We start from the raw sequence: 21,638 nt of genomic DNA on the forward strand, positions 1-21,638 counted from the left end.
TTTTGATTTAGTGCGCGGGGTCTAATTATGATGCGTCATCGCCGCAGGGATGACGGCCGCTTCCCCGCGCCGGGCGTTGCACCCGGCGCGAGTTGGCACTTACTTGCGGCCGGCGCGGCCTTTTTGCTGCGGGGCCGCGGCGGCCTTCGGCTTGGTCTTGATGGTCGCCAGGATCGACGGCCGCACCTTTGACTCGGGAGCGATGAACGGCGTCGGCGCAATCGCCCGTGCGCTGACGCGCTTGGGCGCAGCGGCAAACTTGTCGAGCGTGCCGGCGCCCGACGTCTGGCGCTTGCGCTCGCCGGCGGCCAGGCCGCCGTCTTCGGACGCCTGCCAGCTCGGCACCAGGTGCTTGTCGCCATTTCCGATCAGGTCGCCACGGCCCATCTTCACCAAGGTCTCGCGCAGGATCGGCCAGTTGGCCGGATCCTGGTAGCGCAAGAACGCCTTGTGCGCGCGCCGCACCTTGCCGCTCTTGGCAGTCTCGACCACTTCGGAATCGGCCGTCACCTTCTTCAGCGGATTCTTGCGCGAGTGGTACATCGTCGTCGCCATCGCCATCGGCGTCGGCATGAAGGTCTGCACCTGGTCGAGCTTGAAGTTGTTCTTCTTCAGCCACAGCGCCAGGTTCAACATGTCCTCGTCCGTCGTGCCCGGGTGGGCGGCGATGAAGTAAGGAATCAGGTACTGCTTCTTGCCCGCCTCCAAAGAAAACTTGTCGAACATCGCCTTGAACTCGTCGTAGGCGCCGATGCCCGGCTTCATCATCTTCGACAAGGTGCCTTCTTCGGTGTGCTCCGGCGCGATCTTCAGCAGGCCGCCGACGTGGTGGGTCACCAGCTCCTTGACGTACTCGGGCGAACGCACCGCCAGGTCGTAGCGCAAGCCCGAGCTGATCAGCACTTTCTTGATGCCGGGAATGGCGCGCGCCTTGCGGTACAGCGAGATCAGCTTGCTGTGGTCGGTGCCCAGGTTGACGCAGATGGTCGGGTACACGCACGACAGGCGGCGGCACGATTCCTCGATCGTCTTTTCCTTGCAGGCCAGCCGGTACATGTTGGCGGTCGGGCCGCCCATGTCGGAAATGGTGCCGGTGAAACCCTTTGTCTTGTCGCGGATGTGCTCGATCTCGCGCAGGATCGACGGCTCGCTGCGGCTCTGGATGATGCGGCCCTCGTGCTCGGTGATCGAACAGAAGGTGCAGCCGCCGAAGCAGCCGCGCATGATGTTGACCGAGAAGCGGATCATGTCCCACGCGGGAATCTTCGCCTTGCCGTAGCTCGGGTGCGGCGCGCGCGCGTAGTTCATGTCGTAGACGCCGTCCATCTCGTCCATGGCCAGCGGCAGCGGCGGCGGGTTGAGCCAGACGTCGCGCTCGCCGTGCGCCTGCACCATCGCACGCGCGTTGCCCGGATTGCTTTCGAGGTGGAACACGCGCGAGGCGTGCGCGTACATCACCGGGTCGTCCTTGACGACGTCGTAGGCCGGCAGGCGCACCACGGTCTTGTCGTGCTTTTCCTTGGCCAGCGCGAGGCGCTCCTCGCGCGACATGATGCGGATCGGCTTGATCACCTCCGGCGCCGCGCCGGCGTTGTCGGTCGCGCACGCGGTCTTGTCTTCCTGAGCCATCGCATACGGATCGGGATGGGCGTCGACCTTGCCGGGCACGTCGACGCGGGTCGAGTTGGCCACGGTCCAGTCGTCGGCCGGCAGCCAGCCGGCGGGCGCCATGAAGGCGGTGCCGCGCAGGTCGCGGATGTCGCGGATGTTTTCGCCGGCCGCCAGGCGGTTGGTCAGGTCGACCAGCGCGCGCTCGGCGTTACCGAACAGCAGCAGGTCGGCCTTCGAATCGGGCAGCACCGAGCGGCGCACCTTGTCGGACCAGTAATCGTAATGGGCGATGCGGCGCAGCGACGCCTCGATCGAGCCGATGATGACCGGCACGTCCGGGTAGGCTTCGCGCGCGCGCTGGGCGTACACGGTGACGGTGCGGTCGGGACGCTTGTTCGGCTCGCCGTTGGGCGTGTAGGCGTCGTCGGAACGGATCTTGCGGTCGGCCGTGTAGCGGTTGACCATCGAGTCCATGTTGCCGGCGGTGACGCCGAAATACAGGTTTGGTTTACCGAGCGCGCGAAACGGCTCGGCCGACAGCCAGTCCGGCTGGGCAATGATGCCGACCCGAAAGCCTTGCGCCTCGAGCAGGCGGCCGACCAGCGCCATGCCGAAGCTCGGGTGGTCGATATAGGCGTCGCCGGTGACGAGGATGACATCGCACGAATCCCAGCCGAGCGCGTCCATTTCGACGCGGGACATCGGCAGAAAAGGCGCAGAGGCAGCGCGGCTAGACCGCTTCGGGACGGTCGCAAACAGGTTGATTGGGGAGCTCATTGGGCCGCATTGTACCGGAAAACGCCGCGGGAAGCCGCGAGGCGGGCAGTTTCCGTTGCCAACTCATGCACAAAAACGTCTTACTTTTCAATAGCTTGCGGATTTCGCGTCTGGGCTATGACCCCTAAGGGTCAGACCCCGGTGTGGCTGGCGGCGACCCTCAGATACCCATATTTGCCAGAATCGTGCCCAACTCGCGCAGCGCGGGCTCCAGCCGAGGGTGCTTGGCGGCGAACTTGGCGGTGATTTCCTGCGAGCGCTCGGCCAGCCCGTACGTCGTCGTTTCTTCGGCATCGACGCCGGCGTCTTCGGCCATGCGGCGGTCGAGCAAGGTCTTGATGTCGCCGTCGAGCTGGCGCAGCAGGTCTTTCAGTTCCGCGTCCACCTCGCCCGTGCTGGCCAGGTCGGCGTGCAGGGTCTTCAGATGCTGCTTCAGGTTCGATGCGTTTTCGTTCAACATGGTCGTCTCGCTTTATGGGGTGAACTGCGTCTGCAGGTATAACTCTTCGACCTTGGCGCGCGCCCACGGCGTCTTGCGCAGGAACTTCAGGCTCGACTTGATGCTCGGGTCGCTGAGGAAACAGTTGATGTCGATGCGCTTGCCGAGCTGCTCCCAGCCGTAGTGGTCGACCAAGCGCGTCAGGATCGCTTCCAGGGTGATGCCGTGTAATTCCTGAACACTCATTGCGGCGAAGTTTCCTTGGGTTGTTGTGAGAAAGTATATACCGTATCGTCGTCGCCGGCAGCTACACCGGGGTCTGACGGCGACGCCGAGTCCCAACCGGGTCAGGCCCCAGACCGGATCAGTTCGCCGTCAGCCCGCGCTTTTCGAGCAGCGGCTCGATCTTCGCTTCGCGGCCGCGGAAGCCGCGGTACATGTCCATCGCATCCATCGTGCCGCCGCGCGAGAGCAGCTTCTTGCGGAAGTGGTCGCCATTCTTTCGCGTCAGGCCGCCGTTTTCCTTGAACCACTCGACGGTGTCGGCGTCGAGCTTTTCGGCCCACAGGTAGCCGTAGTAGCCGGCCGAGTAGCCGCCGGAGAACACGTGCGAGAAATAGGTACTGCGGTAACGCGTCGGCACCGGCCCGAAATCGACGCCGGCTTCCTTCAGCGCGGCCGCTTCGAACGCGAGCACGTCCGTCGGCACATTGTTCACGCCGACCTGGTGCCAGCGCTGGTCAAGGATCGACGCTGCCAGGTACTCGGTGGTGCGGAAGCCTTCGTTGAACTTCTTGGCGGCCAGCACCTTGTCGAGCAATTCCTGCGGCATCGGCGCGCCGGTCTGGTAATGCTTGGCGTAGTTGCGCAGCACTTCCGGCCACACTGCCCACATCTCGTTGACCTGCGACGGGAACTCGACGAAGTCGCGCGGCACGCGGGTGCCGGAGAAGCGCGGATACTTCACGTCGGAAAACATGCCGTGCAAGGCGTGACCGAATTCGTGGAACAAGGTGCGCAGTTCGTCGAACGTCAGCAAGGTCGGCTCGCCGGCGCTCGGTTTCGGAATGTTGAGGTGGTTGCCGATCACCGGATGGGTGCCCAGCAGGCGCGACTGGCCGACGTAGGCATTCATCCACGCGCCGCCGCGCTTGTTGCCACGCGCGTACATGTCGGCAATGAAAATGGCCAGCTGTTTGCCGTTGGCATCAAACACGTCGAACACGCGCACGTCCGGATCGTACACCGGCAGGTCCTTGCGCTCCTTGAACGACAGCCCATACAGCTTGCCGGCAGCGAAGAACACGCCGTCGGTCAGCACGCTGTTGAGTTCGAAGTACGGGCGCAGCTGCGCCTCGTCGAAATTGAAGCGCGCGGCGCGCACCTTGTCGGAGTAGAACGACCAGTCCTGGGCGGCGACCTGGAAGCCGCCCTTGTCGGCGTCGATTACCTTCTGGATCTCGGCCGCTTCCTTGCGCGCGTTGGCCACTGCCGGCTTGGCAAATTCGCCGAGCAGCTTGTTGACGGCGCCGGTGTCGCGCGCGGTCTGGTCTTCCAGCACATAGGCGGCGTGGCTCGGGTAGCCGAGCAGCGCGGCGCGCTGGGCGCGCAGGGTCGCCAGCTTGACGATGATGGCGCGGTTGTCGAAATCGCCGCCCTTGCTGCCGCGGCCGAGCGATGCGTCGAGCAGGCGCTGGCGCGTGGTGCGGTTGGTCAGCACAGCCAGCGACGCCTGGCCGCTGGTGTTGACGACCGGCACAACGAACTTGCCCGCCAGGCCGCGCTTGGTCGCTTCGGCGGCGGCGGCGTCGATCGCTTTTTCCGTCATGCCGGCCAGTTCGGCGCGGGTGTCGACCACCAGCGCGGACGCGTTCGCTTCCTTCAGCACATTCTGGCTGAACGTTGTCTGCAGGCTGGCCAGTTCGGCGTTGAAGGCCTTCAGCTTGTCCTTGTCGGCGGCCGACAGGCGCGCGCCGGCGCGCACGAAGTCGGTGTTGTAGCGGTCGAGCAGATACAGCGACTCGGCGTCGAGGCCAAGCTTGGCGCGCTTGTCGTGCAGCGTCTTGATGCGGGCGAACAGCTTCGGGTTCAGGCGGATGGCGTCGCTGTGGGCAGCCTGCTTCGGCGCCAGGTCGCGGTCGAGCGCCTGCATCGTCTCGTTGGTGTTGGCGCCGGACAGGTTGCCGAACACGCTGCTCACGCGCGACAGCAACTGGCCGGAACGCTCCATCGCAACGATCGTGTTTTCAAACGTGGCCGGCTTTGGATTGTTGGCGATCGCGGCGATTTCGAGTGCCTGCACGCGCATGCCTTCGGCGAAGGCCGGGGCGAAGTCTTCGTTCTTGATCTTGTCGAAGGCGGGGTACTGGAATGGCAGCGGGCTTTGCTTGGCGAAAGGGTTGCTGGCGTCGAAGGCGGCAACGGGGGCCGCTACAGCGAAAGGCATTGCAAGTGCGGCGGCGATCAGCAGTAGTCGTGGTCGGGTCATGAATTTTTTCTTGGCTGGTTTAGCTGAATTGGCTGAACGGGGTCCCCGCCTGCGCGAGGACCCCATGTTGTGGATTTGAGCTTACTGCGCCGTCAGGCCGCGGCGCTCGAGCAGCGGCTCGATCTTCGCATCGCGACCACGGAAGCTGTGGAACATGTCCATCGCATCCATCGTGCCGCCGCGCGACAGCAGCGTCTTGCGGAAGTGGTCGCCGTTCTTGCGCGTCAGCCCGCCGTTTTCCTTGAACCACTCGACCGTGTCGGCGTCGAGCTTTTCGCTCCACAGGTAGGCGTAGTAGCCGGCCGAATAACCGCCGGAGAAACTGTGCGAGAAGTACGTCGTGCGGTAGCGCGGCGGCACCGGCGCGAAGTCGATGCCGGCCTCCTTCAGCGCGGCGGCCTCAAAGCTGAGCACGTCCGTCGGCACCTGCGCCGGCGTCAGCTGGTGCCAGCGCTGGTCGATCAGCGACGCGGCCAGGTATTCGGTCGTCATGAAGCCCTGGTTGAATTTCTTCGCGGCGACTACCTTGTCGAGCAATTCCTTCGGCATCGGCGCGCCGGTCTTGTAGTGGCGGGCGTAGTTGGCCAGCACTTCCGGCCACAGCGCCCACATCTCGTTGACCTGCGACGGGTACTCGACGAAGTCGCGCGGCACGTTGGTGCCGGAAAAGCGCGGGAACTTCACGTTCGAGAACATGCCGTGCAGCGCGTGGCCGAACTCGTGGAAGGTCGTCTTGACTTCATCGTACGTCAGCAAGGTCGGTTCGCCCGCCGGCGGCTTCGGAATGTTGAGGTGATTGGCCACCACGGAATGCGTGCCCATCAGGCCCGACTGCGACACGTATTCGTTCATCCATGCGCCGCCCTGCTTGTTGCTGCGCGCGTACATGTCGGCCAGGAAAATGGCCAGTTGCTTGCCGTTCGCATCGAACACGTCAAACACGCGCACGTCCGGGTTGTACACCGGCAGGTCCTTGCGCTCCTTGAACGTCAGGCCGTACAGCTTGCCGGCGGCAAAGAACACGCCCTTCTCCAGCACGTTGTTCAGCTCGAAATATGGCTTCAGCTGGTTCTCGTCGAAGTTGAACTGCGCCGCGCGCACCTTGTCGGTGTACAGGTCCCAGTCGGCCGCCGAAATCTGGAAGGTGCCCTTGTCGGCGGCGATCATCTTCTGGATCTCGGACGCTTCCTTGCGCGCGTTGGTGACGGCCGGCTTGGCCAACTCGGCCAGCAGCTTGTTGACCGCGCCGGTGGTCTTGGCGGTCTGGTCTTCCAGCGAATAGGCGGCGTAGTTCGGATAGCCGAGCAGAGTTGCACGTTCGGCGCGCAGCTTGGCCAGGCGGGTGACGACGGTGCGATTGTCGAATTCGCCGCCGCGGCTGCCGCGCGCCATCGATGCCGCCATCAGGCGCTCGCGCACGGCGCGGTTGGTCAGCAGCGCAGTTGGCGGCTGCCCGGTGGTGTTCATCAGCGCGACGACAAACTTGCCGTCCATGCCGCGCTTTTTCGCCTCCGCCGCAGCGGCGTCGATGGCCGCCTCCGACATGCCGGCCAGCTCGGCGCGGGTGTCGACGACCAGCGCCGACGCGTTAATTTCCTTCAGCACGTTCTGGGTGAAGGTCGTCTGCAAGGTGGCGATTTCGCCGTTGAACGCTTTCAGCTTGACCTTGTCGGCAGCGGAGAGCTTGGCGCCCGCGCGCACGAAGTCCTTGTTGTAGCGCTCGAGCAGGTAGGCCGATTCGGCATCGAGGCCCAGCTTGGTGCGCTTGTCGTACAGCGACTTGACGCGCTGGTACAGCTTGGCGTTGAGGAAGATGGCATCGTTGTGCGCGGCCAGCTTCGGCGACATTTCGCGGTCGATTTCGTCGAGCTTGTCGTTGGTGTTAGCGCCCTGCAGGTTGGCGAACGTGGTCGCCACGCGCGTCAGCAGCTGGCCCGAGCGCTCCATCGCGACGATCGTGTTGTCGAACGTTGCCGGCTTCGGATTGTTGGCGATGCCGTCGATCTCGCGCAGTTGTTCGCGCATGCCCGCCGCGAAGGCCGGCACGAAATGCTCGTCCTTGATCTTGTCGAAGGCCGGGTAATGGAATGGCAAGGTGCTCAGTTTGGCGAACGGGTTCGACGCTTCCAGCGCGGTCACAGGGGCGGCCGGGGCGGCGAAGACAGGTTGGATGAAGGCGAGACTGGCGGCAACGATCAGCAGGTGTGGACGGTTCATGGCATCTTTCACGGGCGCTTGGGGACGCTGCCGCTCGGTAAGCGGCAGCACATGGGTTCGTGATGATATCAGGATGACCTGGCGCCGTCACTGCGCCCGCGGCGTCAGTGTTTCAGGCGGCTTTCGATGCGGCTGTCGGGAATCAGCCACATGATCGCTACACATATGTATATGCCGAATCCGAGCAACGGATGCAGCAGCGACAGGCCGATGCCGAGTATGTACAGCACGATCGATATCCAGCCCTTGCGGTCCTTGCCGATGGCTTCAGCCAGGGCGGCGTTTTCGCTGTGATGCGCGAACAGGCTGCGCGCCAGGATCGAGTAGGCGACGGCGCACATCAGTAGCACCACGCCGTAGTCGTCGACCGGCATGGTCTGGAAATGGTTCTCCCCCATCCAGCCGGTGACGAACGGCAGCAGCGACAGCCAGAACAGCAGGTGCAGGTGAGGAAGCACAGGGCGTTGATTTCGATCTGGGTGAAATGTACGCAACCGCAACTTACTCACCTGTTGCATCTGATCACCCGAAGCCCATCGATCCTTTGCTACGAAAAAGGAGTGGCCAGCAATCATTGTACTGTCGACGAGGACATTGATTCCGTTAGCGATATTTGCAGGCTTCGTTGAAGACAGCGGTACTACCATGCAGCCCTCCTCCATCTTGCCGTTCAAAACGATGACCAGGCGCTCCTTCACCATTTCAGGCGGCAGGCGCCCACTCGACGTCAATTTGGACCGATCAACGGCTTGTGTAAGTGTACGGATGTGTAGCGGCTCGCGTTTGAAAATGGGCGTGCTCGCATTCGACGCTGATTTCGGCTCGGATTAACTGCAAATGACGGGGCGCTCATGCTCACGCTATCTGCAAATGAGCTTGCAATCGACCGCTCTGGCTCGTATTCCATGGTGGCATGCTCGCGGTAACTGCAAGCACCGGAAGGCCATGAATATCGTCTCGTTGGGATCTAGACAATCAGGCGGCGATGTCTCGAAGGTGCCGTATCAACCCGTGTCAGACACGAAAAGCGTCTCGATGGCAGCGCCTCGCACGGGTATACCTGTACGGTACAATCGTCTACGGGTAACTTCCGCTTTCGGCCAGAAGCCGTCACTCCCATTTGGGCTGTCCATGATTGGCTCCTTGGTCTGGAGGTGGGAAATGCCAGCTTCTCGACAAAGCGAGTAATAATCCGCAATCAAGGCCTGTCGTCCCCAAGCCGCATTTGAGAATGGATAGCGACTCATGGACGACCTCTCACTTACTTCGCCCCCCAAGCTGTCGTCCACTGCGACGCGTCCACCCCTGGTGTCGGATGCTGACACCCTGCCCGAATCCCTGCCCCTATTGGAGTGTCTCACAATTGCGTTGGGGGTGACTGTGGCGTGGATTGCCTTTTCTGATGGTACGCAACCCTGTTATGTCGCGACTGTCGATCCTGCTGCAGTATCGGCCCTGCTGAGCGACGAGACGTTTGTGGCCCTCGCTAAGGATAATGAAGAACTGGTCGTGGTGGACGACGCTGCGCATGACCCTCGATTATTTGCCAGCCCCTGGGTTACCGGACCAGTCGGAATCCGATTTTTCGCCAGCGCGCCGATAATGTTGGGATTCCAACAGCGCGCGGGTACCTTGTGTGTTGTAGATTGCACGGCACATTCGCCAGACGCTAGCCTGGCCCAGAAATTAGTGGCTCTTGCGGCCACCGCCGCTAGAATTATCGAAGGGTCTCATGCAGTTCAGCGCAGAAATACCTTGCACCTTGATTTGCAACGCACCAAAACGCTGCTGGAACGTACGGGCTCTATGGCAGGGATCGGTGGCTGGGAATTGGATCTGGTCGCAAACACGATTTTCTGGTCCGATGAAACCTGCCGCATTCATGGGGTTGCGCTCGGGTATTCGCCCCAGCTGAACGAGGCGATCGAGTTTTACGCGCCAGAGGCAAGACCAGTGATTGAGGCCGCAGTTACAAAGGCGATCGCAACCGGCCAACACTGGAATCTTGAGCTACCGTTTATTCAGAAAGATGGCACCGGAATTTGGGTACGTGCCTTGGGTGTGGCCGAATTTGAACATGGCAAGCCCGTGCGTCTGGTGGGCGCGTTTCAGGACATTACCGCGCGCCGCCTTGCCGAAGCGGCGCTCGTGATCAGCGAGTCGCAATTTCGCGGATCGTTTGAAGCGGCTTCGCATGGCATTGCACTGGTTTCCGTTCATGGAAACTTTCTCAAGGTTAACCAGTCGTTATGCAAGTTGTTAGGTTACAGCGAAGCCGGACTGCTCGTGACCGATTTCCAAACAATCACTCATCCAGATGACTTGGCATTGGACCTGCACCACATTGAGGAATTGCTACAGGGCGTTGTCGACACCTATGAAATGGAGAAGCGCTATTTCCACAAATACGGTCGAACCATTTGGGCGCAGCTTAATGTGTCACTAGTTCGCACACTGGACGGTACGCCGGTTCACTTTGTGTCCCAAATTCAGGACATTACCGATAGAAAGAATTTGACTGCGCGTCTACAGACCTTGCTCGACACAGCCAGTGACGGCATCCACATTCTGGACCGTGACGGGAATGTCTTACAATTCAGTCAATCGTTTGCCCTTTTGCTTGGTTATACCTCGGAAGAAGCAGCACGGCTTAACGTCCGCGACTGGGACGTCATGTTTGAGCCCGATGAGTTGATTCCCGAAATAGGTCGACTGATTGACCAGCCGAGGGCCTTTGAGACCCGTTATCGGCGCAAGGACGGAATAATCTTGGATGTGGAGATGCCAAGGGCGTGGTGCTGGACGGTGTCGACTTCCTGTACGCGTCGGCACGCGACATCAGCGCACGCAAGCAGGCCGAATGGGCCCTGGAACAGGGCCGACTGTTTACGAAGGACATCCTTGACTCGGTGTCCAGCGAGATTGCAGTGTTGAACGAGTCCGGGATCATTGTGGCAACCAACGAGTCCTGGCGACGATTCGCCGAAGACAATGGCGGCTGCTTGAATAGCGCTAGAAACGATAACGTCGACGTCGGGGCCAACTACCTCGCCGCCCTGACCACCTTGCCGCCCGAGCCCACTGACATTGTCAACATCCGCGACGGGATCGAATCCGTGATGAACGGTAAGTTGCCAAAATTCAGTTGTGAGTATCCCTGTCACTCACCAGAAAAGCAGCGCTGGTTTGTCATGACGGCTACGCCCATGCACACTGGCGACCGGGGCGCGGTGATCGTTCATGCCGATATCACGGCTCGCAAAGAAGCCGAAACCCTCATGTACGACTACGCTTTCCATGACAGCCTGACCAAACTTGCTAACCGGCGCCCGTTGCAAGAGCGCCTCAATATGACCATAGTCAGCAACAAGCGCAGTGGAACCTACGGCGCATTTTTGGTGATCGATCTGGACAACTTCAAGCCCCTCAATGACCAATTTGGCCATGCAGTGGGCGACCTCTTGCTCAAGGAAGTCGCCAACAGGCTTAGGGATAGTGTTCGTGAAGTCGACACCGTAGCCCGTATCGGCGGTGATGAGTTCGTTATCGCGCTGGGGGCATTAAGCAACAGCCAGACGGATTCGCACCGACTCGCCATGCGGATTGCTGAGAAAGTTCGCAAACGCATTTCGGATATCTACACCTTTACGGTGCATCAGGGCTTGGGTGAGGTTGCAATTACGCACCGATGTTCCGCCAGCATTGGCGGCGCACTTTTTTCGCCCACCGGATCAGACCAGATGGACTTATTCCGCCGAGCCGATGAAGCCATGTACCGCGCCAAGGAGTCCGGCCGCAATGCCGTACGCTTTGAAGATGAACGATGACCGGCTGGGCTGCGTGATCTTTAGGTCTTTTTTTGGTCAGCCCATGAAATCCAAACTAATTCAGACGCGGTTGGGAAAGGTCAATCGCTCCGGGGATTTCGTGGTTTCATTGTTAAATCCCGACTTAAAGAATTCAAGAAACCACTGCGTCAAACATGCATCTTCAATGTCCGCAATGGGGCGGCTGGCGCCGCCCGGAGACCTATGCGTCCGTTTGCTCAGCCATCTCCAGCGCGTCGTCGACTTCGATCCCTAAATATCGGACTGTGCTCCCGAGACGAGTATGACCAAGCAACAGCTGAACCGCCCTGAGATTCTTGGTGCGGCGATAAATCAGCGTCGGCTGTATCCGGTGCAGAGGCCGCGCCGCCATCAGACGCATGCACACCGATTTTGCCGTCGGCGAACCAGGGGCGGTTGTTCGACGAGGCCGAGACGCTCGCCGCCGACAGCACCGAGGCGAAAGACGTGGCGCCGTTGCCACCCGAGTCGGAGCCGGGCAAGGGCAAACCGGCATCCAAGCCGGCGCGCGGCAAGCGCGCGCCATTACCATCGAAGTTGCAGCGCGTCGACGTGGTCCACGCAGCCTCTGCCCAAGAGCAACGCCAGCGCCGACTTCCTGGCCATGCTGCTGATCGTCAAGTTCATTGACGGCCCGCCGCTGTACCGCTTCGAATACGTGCTCGACCGCCACGGCGTGACCGTGCCGCGCCAGACTTTGGCGCGCTGGATTATCGGCGCCGGCCAGTTGCTGCAACCGCTGCACAACCTCATGCGCGCGCGCTGCTCGAGTCGCCCTTCATCCACGTCGACGAGACGGTGGTTCAGGTGCTTAAGGCGGCGGGGAAGCAGCCAACGTCGAACAGCTACGCCAGCGACACACAGCGCTTGCTGGCGCGCCAGGAATACAGCGTGCCGGCGCGGAATCCCTGGCTTACCGCTGTAGATGTTCCGCGCAGTGTTGTCGAACCGTAGTGAACGTAGAAAGTCTAACGGTGCTGGTCTTGGGCGATTTCTGTCGAATCGTCGTAGTCGGCAGAGCCGTGGCAGACATCATTGCGGACAATGCGCAAGTCGCATTCGACCGTGCCGTCATACAGGAACGTTCCCTCCATGACGACGATTTCGCCGGGATTGAGCACCATGTCACGTCCCCACGACGTGGCTGCTGTGGCCAGCCAGCACCTCCCACCCGGCGCTCGGCGACAGGCGCCAGACGCGCGTATAACGAAGATCGGCGGCGAATGGCGCTTCGTCGTAGGTGCCCGTCATCTTCATGCGCACGGATACGACCGCCAATTGAAGCGTGGCGCTGACCTTCATTTCGGACGGTTGGAGATGATCCAGTTTGAGCAGCCCCGAGCGGTGCGCGTCGAGGTCATCGGCTTTGCTGAGCACGCGGCCCATGTGATCGGTGAAGATCAGGTCGGCCGCGATCAGCTGGTCCAGCGCGTCGCAGTCGGCGGCCAGCATGGCGATGCGCAGACGGTCTTCGAGCGCGACGATTTGATCGACAACGTGGGAAGGCATATGCATGCTGGACCTCTGCGCGAAGTGATCGATGGCCCTACGATATCACAATCGCCATGTTGCACGATTCGTAACCACTCAAACTATTTCGCGTTGTGCCCTAACGCTTTGAGTGCTGCGACGATCCGCTCGCAATGGTCCCCCTGGACCTCGATCACGCCGTCCTTGACGGTGCCGCCGGATCCGCAGGCAGTGCGCAGCTGCTTGCCGAGCACGGCCAGCGCGGCCGCATCCAGCGCCACTCCTTTGACGACGGTGACGCTCTTGCCGCCGCGGCCCTTGGTCTGGCGCAACACGCGCACCACGCCATCGCCGGCCGGTGCAACGTTGGCCTTACAGGTGCACGCGGTCAGCGCTTGCCGGCATTGCGGGCAGGCGCGTCCAAGCTCGGTGGAATAGACCAAACCGCTGCCGGCATTTTTTGCGTTGCTTTTCATTTTTGGAGTTGCTGAAGGAATCGCGCAGCTTAACAGACGCTCGGGTGTCAAAAAAAGGCCATTGCCCCGCAATCCCCACAGCTCAGCCTGCCGTGCGCAGCTTTCCATGCGCAAAAGCTATCATTAAATTTTTCATAAGATATCGGAGCAATTTCATGCTGAAGTCCACCCAACGCCTTGCAACCACTGCCGTACTGTTACTGGCGTCGATCGGCGCGTCCGCGCAACCCGCGAGCACCAAGCCGCTTGAAATCGCGGGCGTATATCAAGAGCAGGCCGGTCCTGCCGCGCGCTGCCCGTCGAAATTCGGCGGCACCATCGCCGGCCACGGCCAGAGCGCGCAGCTCGGCCGCGTCGCCTTCATCGCCACTGACTGCATCACGCCGCAGCCGCCGTTGTTCAACTTTAGCGAAGGCCGCTTTGTCGTCGTCACCACGTCGGGCGACCAGATTTTCGCCACCTACAGCGGCCAGTTCGTGCCGACCGGCGTTGGCGCCAACTACGTCTTTAGCGGCGCCACGTTCCAGATCACGGGCGGCAACGGCGAATACGCCAAGGCCTCCGGCGGAGGCGCGTTGAACGGCACCCAGGACATGGCGACCGGCATGGGCACCCTGAAACTGACCGGACAGATCCGCCACGCCGAAGGCAAGGAAAATACGGAGCGACAGCTGGGTCGTTTTAACTGATCAGCCTGGTCGTTGCGGGATCCCGTAGTCCGCTGTCTAGCTCAGTTCGCCGATCACGATGATCGATGCCGGTTTTCCGCTTGCTGGAAAGACCGGCTCGCGTAATTCCAGCAGGCGAAAACCGTTTTGCGCGTACAAGGCGATCCAGCTTTCGATCGTGCGGAAATACCACGGCGACGGATCGGTGAAGCCGGTGCTGAAGCCGGCCCAGCTGCCCTCTCGCCAGCCATCGCGATACGCAGCGTCGCCGCAGGCGGCCAGCGGGTGCAGCGTTTGCACGATCATCTTTCCGTGCGCCTTGAGAAACGAGGGCGCCGCGGCGAACACGCCCTCCACTGCGTCCTTGCCCATCAGCGAGAAATTGCAGACGGCGACATCAACCGCGAGCGCCAATTCGCCCGCCGCAATCTGCTGGTACGACATCACTCTGAATTCGCCGCCGGCGGCAGCGCGCGCCTCTTCGATGAGTCCGGGCACCACATCGACGCCGATCATGTCGACGCCGTCGAGCGCGCGCACCAGCCAGCCTTCGCCGCACCCGATATCGAGGGCGGTTTGCGGCCCATGGCTGCGCACCGCGTCGACGATCGCTTGGTTCGTCACCAGCCGGCGGTTTTCGATTTCGCCGCTGCGCACCGCCGCCGTCCACGGGTCCGTGTTCTTCGTCCAGGAATCGATGACCTTGGCGTCGCTCATTGTGTGCGCTCCTTCAGCAAGTCCATTTCGTAGTCGCCATCATCGACCAGCCGCTCGCCGCCGGGAAACTTCCCCAGGCCCATCGTGCGTCCCATCGACAGCAGCAAACTCTGGCCGGGCGCCGCGCGCGCGCGCGCCAGCTGGTACACCGGGTCGGCGAATGCGGCCGCCGGGGTCGTGATGGCCCAGCCCATGTCGTTAAACTGGGCGATGATGTCGTCGAGCCACAGCGCGTTGACGAGGTTGTGGTGGAGCAGCAACACCTGGGCGATATCGCGGCCCTGCAACTGTTTCTACAAGGCGCGGTATGCCAGCGCCCGCTGTTTTACATGCGCCAGGTACAGCTGCCTGAGCGGCGCCAGGTCGGCTTGGGGATTTTTGCTGAGAACTTCGCGCAGCTTGTCGTCGAAGCGCCAGTCGCTCGTGTCGAAGCTGACGTAGGCATTGCGATAGCCTAGCTGCTGCAGGAAGGCGCGCATGCCGTCGCGCTTTTCCGGCATATTTCCTTCGCGCAGGCAGGTGTAGCGGAACCATTTCTGATAGCCCGGCAAGGTGCGCACGATGGCGTCGCAGTCGAGAATCTCCCGCTGGTATTGCGCGAGGCTGACCTTGGCGCTGTCCAGGTCGGGATGGGTCATCGTGTGGTTGCCGATCGCATGGCCGGCTTGCCCCCAGGCTTTTGCCATTGCGTATCCTTCCGCACGGTTGGCGCCGTAGCCGGCGGTGACGAACAGTGCTGCCTGTACTTCGCGCCGCGCCAGGGTGTCGAGAATGGCCTGGTTGCGCCGTTGCGCGGTCATGCGCGGCGTTTCGCTCAGCTGTGGACCGTCATCGAAAGTGAACGCAACCGATTGCGCGAGCGCCGTGCCGGCCAGCGCCAGCATCGCCGCGACCACTGCCAGACGGATCAGGGATTTGCCCATCGCTGCCTCGCTCAATAGTGGGGTGGCACGTCGTTGACCGGATTCGGCCCCGACTGCGCATTGTTGCGGATGTGCTCGGCCAGTTGGCTGACCATCGCTTCGAGCTTGTCGATGCGGCGGCTCTGCTCGATGACAACGTCGTTAAGCGACTCGACCATGTCTTCCTGCTGCGCCAGCTTGATTTCGATATCGACAAAACGGTCTTCGTTACTCACGGCCTGCCCCTGGTGCAAAAGCTGCATTATGCCGGACGATTAGGATGACGGGCTGTGAGCGCTAGCGCACGGACGCGCAAATCATTCCCATGCAATATGTGCGCATGGAAACTTCTTCACTCGTTTCGGCCATCCCAGCCAACGATGCAGCCACGCCTGCGGTGGCGCCGTTGCGCGCTACCGGACGCCCGGATCATCTGACGGCGCAAAGAGTCGAGGTAGCGATCATTTTGCAGGCAATGCTGGGCACGCCCAGCGCCGCGGAATACCTGGCGACGAATGCCGTCGATCCAGCGGTCGTGTCGCGCGTGCTGTATCAGCCGCAACTTCGCCGCGGCCGCCACGACGCGCACGGCGTGCGCTGCTAAGTAAGCTGCACTGACGACGGGGCATTTCCGGCAGACTTTGTCCGCCCCAAACGACGTTTAAGCCACGTTGCAATGCACCTGCTCGAACCACCGGGGTCCAACCACCGGGGTCAGTGCCGACATTCGGACACAACCACAGCCTTATTGCACTTCCACGAAAGAGTCCGTGTCCATTTGTCGGCACTGACCCCGCCGATATTTCTGCAACTTCGCCGCGGCCGCCACGACGCGCACGGCGTGCGTTGCTAACAAGCCCGCGCGCTCAAGTGGCCGGCGGCTTCGGCGTCGCCAGCAGCGCCTTCAGGCTTGCCAGCCGGTCCTTCGGCGAAATCGTCTCCGCTTCGGTAGGCACGGCGTTGCCCACATCGAGCGCCATTTCCTTGATGAAGCGCGACGGGTCGCAATGGACCTGCTCGCCGGCGCGCTTGCGCTGCTTGCACCAGGTGATCTGCAAGGAGCGCTGCGCGCGCGTGATGCCCACGTACATCAGGCGCCGTTCTTCCTGCACGCGTGCGCCGATCGTTTCAACCGACGCATCCGGATCGCCCTTGTGCGGCAGAATGCCCTCCTCCACGCCGACCAGAAACACATGCGGAAACTCCAGCCCTTTCGACGCGTGCAAGGTCGACATGCGCACCGCGTCCGGCTCTTCGTCCTTGCCCTCCAACATCGTCATCAAGGCAACCATCTGGGTCAGCTCGAGCAGGTTTTTTTCCTCGCCCGACTTGTCCTTGCCGCCGCAGCCGCGTTCCTTGAGCCAGTTGGTAAATTCGAGCACGTTGCTCCACTTGCCCTGGGCGGCGCGGTCGTCGAAGCTGTCGTACAGATACGACTCGTAATTGATTTCCTTCATCATGTCGTCGAGCACCGCGGCGGCATTTTCGCCGCTGCCCGACGGACCTGGCCGGCTGGCGCGTGACTCCAGGTTGTTGATGAAGTTGCAGAATTCGCGCAGCGGCAGCAGCTGGCGGTCGGCCAGCTTGGCCTCGAGGCCGCCCTTGAACACCGCCTCGAACAGCGAGCAATTCCATTGCTTCGACAGCGCGCCCAGCACTTCCAGCGTGGCCATGCCGACGCCGCGCTTGGGCGTGGTCACGGCGCGGATGAAGGCCGGGTCATCGTTCTCGTTGGCCACCAGGCGCAGGTAGCTGATGATGTCCTTGATCTCGGCCTTGTCGAAAAAACTCTGGCCGCCGGAAATCGTGTACGGAATGCGTTCCTTGCGCAGCGACTGCTCGATGACCCGCGCCTGGTGGTTGCCGCGGTACAAAATCGCGTAGTCGGACCACTTGTTCTTGCGCTGGAAGCGGTCGGCCGAAATCATGATCGCCACCTGCTCGGCTTCCTGGTCGTCGTTCTGCATGCCGAGCACGCGGATCGGCTCGCCGAGGCCGTGCTCGGACCACAGCTTCTTGTCGAACAGCTTCGGGTTGTTGCCGATCACCGCGTTGGCCGCCTGCAAGATGCGCGTCGTCGAGCGGTAGTTCTGCTCGAGCTTGATCACCCGCAGGTCGGGGAAATCGGTCTGCAGGGTGACCAGGTTTTCCACCGACGCGCCGCGCCAGGCGTAGATCGCCTGGTCGTCGTCGCCCACCGCGGTAAACATCGGCTTCTTGTTGATGCCGGTGACGAGCAGCTTGACCAGCTCGTACTGGCACGTGTTGGTGTCCTGGTACTCGTCCATCAGCAGGTAGCGCAGGCGGCGCTGCCACTTGTCGCGGATCGCCTCGTTGTTGCGGAAGAGCTCGACCGGCAGGCGGATCAGGTCGTCGAAATCGACCGCCTGGTAGGCCGACAGCGTTGCCACGTAGCTGCGAAACACCCGCGCGGCCTGCGCCTCGTCCTCGTCGACGGCGTTGCGGATCGCGTCCTCCGGGACGACCAGGCCGTTCTTCCACAGCGAGATGGCGTTCTGGATGCGGCGGATCAGCTGCTTGTCGGTGGTGATCGCCAGGTCCTGCACCAGGCCGAAGCAGTCGTCGCTGTCCATGATCGAAAACTTGTCCTTCAGCCCGACGCCGTTCGCTTCCTGGCGCAAGATCTTGACGCCGAGCGAATGGAAGGTCGACACCGTCAGCTGCCTGGCCTGCTTGGGCTGCTTGAGCAGCTTGGCGATGCGTTCCTGCATCTCCAGCGCGGCCTTGTTGGTAAAGGTCAGCGCGGCGATGGTGCGCGGATCGTAGCCGCGGTCTTCGATCAGGTGGGCGATCTTCTGGGTGATCACCCGCGTCTTGCCCGAGCCGGCGCCGGCCAGCACCAGGCAGGGGCCGTCCAGATAGATCACGGCTTCGCTCTGGGGAACGTTGAGGCCGAACTTGGGAGCAGTGGACATCGGCAGGAGCTTCTTTCGGGAAAACAGCCGGCCATTGTAACGCGTCGCCGCATCCGCCCGCCAAGCTGTTGCGCGGTAGAATAACAAGATGAAAAGACTGATCCTGCTTCTGACGCTGTTGCTTGCGCTGCCGGCCCGGGCGGAAACGCTGCTGGTGGCAGCCGCGTCGGACCTGAGCTATTGCATCGACGAACTGGGCGCCGCCTTTTCCAAACAATCGCCGCGGGCGCAGCTGAAAGTGTCGACCGGCGCGTCGGGCAATTTCTTCGCCCAGATCCGCCATGGGGCGCCGTTCGAGGTGTTCCTGTCGGCCGACATGGACTATCCGGCCCAGCTGGCGCGCGACGGCGCCGCGGTCGGCGCCACGCTGACGCCGTACGCGCTTGGACGCATCGTGCTGTGGACGCTGGACGAGCGCTTCGACGTGCAACAGGGCATGCGCGTGTTCGATGACGCCCGCATCACGCGCGTGGCGATGGCCAACCCGGCCGTCGCGCCGTACGGCCGGGCCGCGAAGGCGGCGCTGGAAGCGGCCGGCAAGTGGCCGGCGCTGCAGCCGAAAATGGTAATCGGCGAAAACATCGCGCAGGCGGTGCAGTTCGTCCAGACCGGCAACGCGCAGATCGGCATCGTCTCGCTCGCCAGCGTGGTGTCGCCGCGGCTGACGGGCCAGGGTAGCTATTACCTGGTGCCGGACGCCGGCCTGGCGCCGATCGTGCAGGGCGCCATCGTCACCGCGGCCGGCAAGGACAATCCGCTGGCAGCGCGCTTCGTGCAGTTCCTGTCGTCGCCGGCCGCGCGCGCGATCCTGCAGCGCCATGGCTTCGGCCTGCCGCCCGCTCCGGCAGCACCGCGTGGCTGAGTGGTCACTGCCGCCGGAACTGTGGAGCGCGGTCTTCCTGACCGTGCGGCTGGCGCTCGCCACTTCGCTGGTGCTGCTGCTGGTCGGCATCCCGCTGGCGAACTGGCTCAACAACAGCCGCTGGCGCGGCATCATCTTCATCGAGACGCTGGTCAGCCTGCCGATCGTGCTGCCGCCTACCGTCATCGGCTTCTACCTGCTGATGGCGATGGCGCCGCAGCAGCCGGTCGGCGCGGCTTGGGTATCGGTGTTCGGCCATCCGCTGCCGTTTTCGTTTGCCGGGCTGGTGGCCGGCTCGGTGGTGTACAGCCTGCCGTTCGCGGTGCAACCATTCCAGGCCGCTTTTCGCGGCGTCGGGCGCAACATGATCGACTCGGCGCTGGCGCTTGGGCTGACGCGGCGCCAGCTGTTCTGGTCGATCGTGATGCCGCTGTCGAAGCACGGCATCCTGACCGGCGTGTCGCTCAGTTTCGCGCACACGATGGGCGAATTCGGCGTGGTGCTGATGTTGGGCGGGAACATCCCCGGCCAGACGCGGGTCGCGTCGATTGCGCTGTACGACGAGGCGCAAAAGCTCAACTACGGCGCCGCCCACGCCTATGCGCTGATCCTGCTGCTGATCTCGTTCGCCATCCTGGTCGGCATTGCATTCCTGCAGCGCAAGCAGCACGCGATCCTGCTGTCGAACTGACTCAGGCCTGCCGCGGCGCGACGCCGCACAGGCTCGACAGCATGCGGATCTGCTCCCGCTGCAGCGCGATCAGCTGCTCCCACTGCGTGACCTTCAGCGCATCGATCTTTTCGTGCAGCGAAATGATCTCGAGCTCGGCCTTGAGGTTGATCTCGTAGTCGTGGCGCGCGTCGCGCCGGTCCTTTTCGCCCTGGCGGTTCTGCGACATCAAGATCACCGGCGCCTGGATCGACGCCAGCATCGACAGGAACAGGTTCAGCAAGATGTACGGGTACGGATCGAAACCCTTGCCGCCGTTGCGCGCCAGCAGCCACGAATTGAGCAGCACCCAGGTGCACAGCACAAGGGCGAACAGCATGATGAAGGTCCACGAGCCGCCGAAACGGGCCACCGCGTCGGCGGCGCGCTGGCCGAAGGACGCCGCCTCGGGCTCCTCGAGCAAGGTGCGGCTGATCGGCCGGCGCGCGGCGATGTGCTCGGCCACCCGGTCGTGGCTGCTCTTTTGCTGGGCCGATTCGGCAGTCTGGTTATGATTGCGCTTGTGCTTCATGCGTGCCCCCCGAAAACCCCAGTGTAGCCGAGTGACCCTGTTCCGTTGAATATGGCTTGGCGGAAGTAGCTGTCGTACTGCAAGTACAACTGGTCCATGTGCGGCGCGTAGCGAGCCAGCTCCTCGGCCGAGCCGGGCGACTGCCAGTCGTCCTTCCAGACGATGGTTTCGCCGCCCGGCAGCGCCACCCCGCCCAGCATCGCCCCCTGGCGGTTCACGTCGCACGCGATCGCCCAAGGGAAATCGCGCCGGTAGCCACGCCGCACGTTGCCGAGCCCGAAGTCGATCATCACCGACTCGTCCAGGATGCACACCGCATGACCGTCGATCTGGCCCGGCTTGGCGTACCCTTCGGCGCCGAGCAGGAAGCGGGCGTCGCCATCAGAAAGCACGCGGAACCGAAATTGTGCAGATACAGCCAGCCGAGGTCGTAGAAATGGTCGTACAGGCTCTCGACGAAATCGCGCAGCGCAGCGTCTTCGGTGCCGATGACGAGCTGCTGGTCGCGCAGGCCCTTGCGCAAGATGAACAGGCTTTCGAACTGCTGGCTGAAACTTTTGAGCAGCTGCAAAAATTTCTCGGTCGGCTCGATGGCGTGCAGGCCGGCATGACTGCGGATCAGCCCGGCAGCTTCCATCTTCCTCATCTGGTGCAGCACCACACGCTCGGGGTGCTGCAGGCCGACCAGCAGCGACGGCAAGGTCAACGGCTTGCCTGCCGTGGTGTCGTTGGCGATCTTGAGGAACAGGTCGTACCCGGCCATCGAACTGGTCAGGGGAATGTGCTTGCGCAGCCAGCTGCGGGCCGAGGCGATTCCCTGGAGCAAAGAAGTGACGCGTTGAATCTGCATGTTTGCTTCCAACACCTATTTTGCCAGCAGTGTCGGCCATCGGCGCGCCGCTTGCAATGGCAAAAGTTTAACGTACGCGCCGGCTCGGGGGCGCCATGCGTTACCATCTTGCTTTGAGCGTCCTGCGAGAAAGCGC

General features: G+C 62.4%; 24 protein-coding genes and 2 pseudogenes. 8 read left to right on the forward strand and 18 right to left on the reverse strand.

Features of this window, described 5'->3' with window-relative positions:
• Positions 1 to 99: 99 nt before the first annotated feature.
• The 6 genes from ACP7DD_RS09380 to ACP7DD_RS09405 all read right to left on the reverse strand — a co-directional run bounded on the left by ACP7DD_RS09380 (position 100) and on the right by ACP7DD_RS09405 (position 7,990).
• Positions 100 to 2,313, reverse strand: coding sequence for a YgiQ family radical SAM protein (locus tag ACP7DD_RS09380; protein WP_426174493.1), 2,214 nt, complete (start codon positions 2,311 to 2,313; stop codon positions 100 to 102).
• 235 nt (positions 2,314 to 2,548) lie between these two features.
• Positions 2,549 to 2,848: a DUF4404 family protein gene (locus ACP7DD_RS09385; RefSeq protein WP_426174494.1), complete on the reverse strand. Its 300-nt coding sequence runs from the start codon at positions 2,846 to 2,848 to the stop codon at positions 2,549 to 2,551.
• 12 nt (positions 2,849 to 2,860) lie between these two features.
• The gene (locus tag ACP7DD_RS09390) at positions 2,861 to 3,073 is read right to left on the reverse strand and encodes a VF530 family DNA-binding protein (RefSeq protein ID WP_426174495.1); all 213 of its coding nucleotides are present in this window, start codon (positions 3,071 to 3,073) and stop codon (positions 2,861 to 2,863) included.
• 118 nt (positions 3,074 to 3,191) lie between these two features.
• Positions 3,192 to 5,315: a M3 family metallopeptidase gene (locus ACP7DD_RS09395; protein WP_426174496.1), complete on the reverse strand. Its 2,124-nt coding sequence runs from the start codon at positions 5,313 to 5,315 to the stop codon at positions 3,192 to 3,194.
• An 81-nt stretch (positions 5,316 to 5,396) separates the two neighbouring features.
• Entirely contained in the window at positions 5,397 to 7,532 is a 2,136-nt protein-coding gene (locus ACP7DD_RS09400; protein WP_426174497.1) for a M3 family metallopeptidase, read from the reverse strand.
• A gap of 104 nt (positions 7,533 to 7,636) precedes the next feature.
• Complete coding sequence (locus tag ACP7DD_RS09405) at positions 7,637 to 7,990, reverse strand: TMEM175 family protein (protein ID WP_426174498.1); 354 nt, start codon at positions 7,988 to 7,990, stop codon at positions 7,637 to 7,639.
• Between the two features lie 787 nt (positions 7,991 to 8,777).
• Here ACP7DD_RS09405 and ACP7DD_RS09410 point away from each other — a divergent pair.
• Positions 8,778 to 10,466 carry a PAS domain S-box protein gene (locus ACP7DD_RS09410; RefSeq protein ID WP_426174499.1) on the forward strand — a complete coding sequence of 563 codons (1,689 nt, stop codon included), beginning with the start codon at positions 8,778 to 8,780 and terminating at the stop codon, positions 10,464 to 10,466.
• The gene (locus tag ACP7DD_RS09415) at positions 10,442 to 11,359 is read left to right on the forward strand and encodes a diguanylate cyclase (RefSeq protein WP_426174500.1); all 918 of its coding nucleotides are present in this window, start codon (positions 10,442 to 10,444) and stop codon (positions 11,357 to 11,359) included. The genes ACP7DD_RS09410 and ACP7DD_RS09415 overlap by 25 nt, the downstream gene beginning before the upstream one ends.
• A gap of 202 nt (positions 11,360 to 11,561) precedes the next feature.
• On the opposite strand, the pseudogene ACP7DD_RS09420 reads toward ACP7DD_RS09415, so the two are convergent.
• Positions 11,562 to 11,702, reverse strand: a pseudogene (locus tag ACP7DD_RS09420) (integrase); the annotation flags it as partial.
• A 74-nt stretch (positions 11,703 to 11,776) separates the two neighbouring features.
• On the opposite strand from ACP7DD_RS09420, the gene ACP7DD_RS09425 reads away from it, so the two are divergent.
• Positions 11,777 to 12,010 carry a hypothetical protein gene (locus ACP7DD_RS09425; protein WP_426174501.1) on the forward strand — a complete coding sequence of 78 codons (234 nt, stop codon included), beginning with the start codon at positions 11,777 to 11,779 and terminating at the stop codon, positions 12,008 to 12,010.
• Positions 11,943 to 12,229 (forward strand): annotated as a pseudogene (locus ACP7DD_RS09430) (IS66 family transposase); the annotation flags it as partial. The gene ACP7DD_RS09425 and the pseudogene ACP7DD_RS09430, both read left to right, overlap by 68 nt.
• A 119-nt stretch (positions 12,230 to 12,348) precedes the next feature.
• Here ACP7DD_RS09430 and ACP7DD_RS09435 read toward each other — a convergent pair.
• From ACP7DD_RS09435 to ACP7DD_RS09445, 3 genes are all read right to left on the reverse strand, one after another.
• Positions 12,349 to 12,504, reverse strand: a complete 156-nt coding sequence (locus ACP7DD_RS09435; protein ID WP_426174502.1) for a hypothetical protein — start codon at positions 12,502 to 12,504, stop codon at positions 12,349 to 12,351.
• Position 12,505: 1 nt separating this feature from the next.
• Positions 12,506 to 12,895 (reverse strand): nuclear transport factor 2 family protein, encoded by a 390-nt coding sequence (locus tag ACP7DD_RS09440; protein ID WP_426174504.1) that lies wholly within the window; start codon positions 12,893 to 12,895, stop codon positions 12,506 to 12,508.
• A gap of 77 nt (positions 12,896 to 12,972) precedes the next feature.
• The gene (locus tag ACP7DD_RS09445; protein ID WP_426174689.1) at positions 12,973 to 13,326 is read right to left on the reverse strand and encodes a translation initiation factor Sui1; all 354 of its coding nucleotides are present in this window, start codon (positions 13,324 to 13,326) and stop codon (positions 12,973 to 12,975) included.
• Between the two features lie 155 nt (positions 13,327 to 13,481).
• Here ACP7DD_RS09445 and ACP7DD_RS09450 point away from each other — a divergent pair, with 155 nt between their 5' ends.
• Positions 13,482 to 14,015: a hypothetical protein gene (locus tag ACP7DD_RS09450; RefSeq protein WP_426174505.1), complete on the forward strand. Its 534-nt coding sequence runs from the start codon at positions 13,482 to 13,484 to the stop codon at positions 14,013 to 14,015.
• A 36-nt stretch (positions 14,016 to 14,051) separates the two neighbouring features.
• On the opposite strand, the gene ACP7DD_RS09455 is transcribed toward ACP7DD_RS09450, so the two are convergent.
• The 4 genes from ACP7DD_RS09455 to ACP7DD_RS09470 are packed head-to-tail and all read right to left on the reverse strand — an operon-like array spanning position 14,052 to position 15,849.
• Positions 14,052 to 14,711, reverse strand: a complete 660-nt coding sequence (locus ACP7DD_RS09455) for a class I SAM-dependent methyltransferase (protein ID WP_426174507.1) — start codon at positions 14,709 to 14,711, stop codon at positions 14,052 to 14,054.
• Entirely contained in the window at positions 14,708 to 14,998 is a 291-nt protein-coding gene (locus ACP7DD_RS09460) for a hypothetical protein (RefSeq protein WP_426174508.1), read from the reverse strand. The genes ACP7DD_RS09455 and ACP7DD_RS09460 overlap by 4 nt, the downstream gene beginning before the upstream one ends.
• A 6-nt stretch (positions 14,999 to 15,004) precedes the next feature.
• The gene (locus ACP7DD_RS09465; RefSeq protein ID WP_426174509.1) at positions 15,005 to 15,634 is read right to left on the reverse strand and encodes a polysaccharide deacetylase family protein; all 630 of its coding nucleotides are present in this window, start codon (positions 15,632 to 15,634) and stop codon (positions 15,005 to 15,007) included.
• Between the two features lie 11 nt (positions 15,635 to 15,645).
• The gene (locus tag ACP7DD_RS09470) at positions 15,646 to 15,849 is read right to left on the reverse strand and encodes a SlyX family protein (protein WP_426174510.1); all 204 of its coding nucleotides are present in this window, start codon (positions 15,847 to 15,849) and stop codon (positions 15,646 to 15,648) included.
• 104 nt (positions 15,850 to 15,953) lie between these two features.
• On the opposite strand from ACP7DD_RS09470, the gene ACP7DD_RS09475 reads away from it, so the two are divergent.
• Positions 15,954 to 16,217 carry a hypothetical protein gene (locus tag ACP7DD_RS09475; RefSeq protein ID WP_426174511.1) on the forward strand — a complete coding sequence of 88 codons (264 nt, stop codon included), beginning with the start codon at positions 15,954 to 15,956 and terminating at the stop codon, positions 16,215 to 16,217.
• Between the two features lie 262 nt (positions 16,218 to 16,479).
• Here ACP7DD_RS09475 and ACP7DD_RS09480 read toward each other — a convergent pair whose 3' ends face one another.
• Positions 16,480 to 18,549: a UvrD-helicase domain-containing protein gene (locus ACP7DD_RS09480; protein WP_426174512.1), complete on the reverse strand. Its 2,070-nt coding sequence runs from the start codon at positions 18,547 to 18,549 to the stop codon at positions 16,480 to 16,482.
• A gap of 88 nt (positions 18,550 to 18,637) precedes the next feature.
• Here ACP7DD_RS09480 and modA point away from each other — a divergent pair, with 88 nt between their 5' ends.
• Together modA and modB are read left to right on the forward strand one after the other, a co-directional pair.
• Positions 18,638 to 19,411 (forward strand): molybdate ABC transporter substrate-binding protein, encoded by a 774-nt coding sequence (gene modA, locus ACP7DD_RS09485; RefSeq protein ID WP_426174513.1) that lies wholly within the window; start codon positions 18,638 to 18,640, stop codon positions 19,409 to 19,411.
• Positions 19,404 to 20,102 carry a molybdate ABC transporter permease subunit gene (gene modB / locus ACP7DD_RS09490; RefSeq protein WP_426174514.1) on the forward strand — a complete coding sequence of 233 codons (699 nt, stop codon included), beginning with the start codon at positions 19,404 to 19,406 and terminating at the stop codon, positions 20,100 to 20,102. Before modA ends, modB begins: the two co-directional genes overlap by 8 nt.
• A 1-nt stretch (position 20,103) precedes the next feature.
• Here the strand turns inward: modB and ACP7DD_RS09495 are convergent, their stop codons facing one another.
• From ACP7DD_RS09495 to ACP7DD_RS09505, 3 genes are read right to left on the reverse strand one after another with little or no spacing between them, the layout of a single operon-like run.
• Complete coding sequence (locus ACP7DD_RS09495) at positions 20,104 to 20,652, reverse strand: DUF1003 domain-containing protein (protein ID WP_426174516.1); 549 nt, start codon at positions 20,650 to 20,652, stop codon at positions 20,104 to 20,106.
• Entirely contained in the window at positions 20,649 to 20,945 is a 297-nt protein-coding gene (locus ACP7DD_RS09500; RefSeq protein ID WP_426174518.1) for a hypothetical protein, read from the reverse strand. The genes ACP7DD_RS09495 and ACP7DD_RS09500 overlap by 4 nt, the downstream gene beginning before the upstream one ends.
• The gene (locus tag ACP7DD_RS09505) at positions 20,942 to 21,502 is read right to left on the reverse strand and encodes a hypothetical protein (RefSeq protein ID WP_426174519.1); all 561 of its coding nucleotides are present in this window, start codon (positions 21,500 to 21,502) and stop codon (positions 20,942 to 20,944) included. The genes ACP7DD_RS09500 and ACP7DD_RS09505 overlap by 4 nt, the downstream gene beginning before the upstream one ends.
• Positions 21,503 to 21,638 lie beyond the last annotated feature (136 nt).

The sequence above is a fragment of the Massilia sp. TWR1-2-2 genome (genome assembly GCF_049897565.1).
GTDB lineage: Bacteria > Pseudomonadota > Gammaproteobacteria > Burkholderiales > Burkholderiaceae_D > JAFCUW01.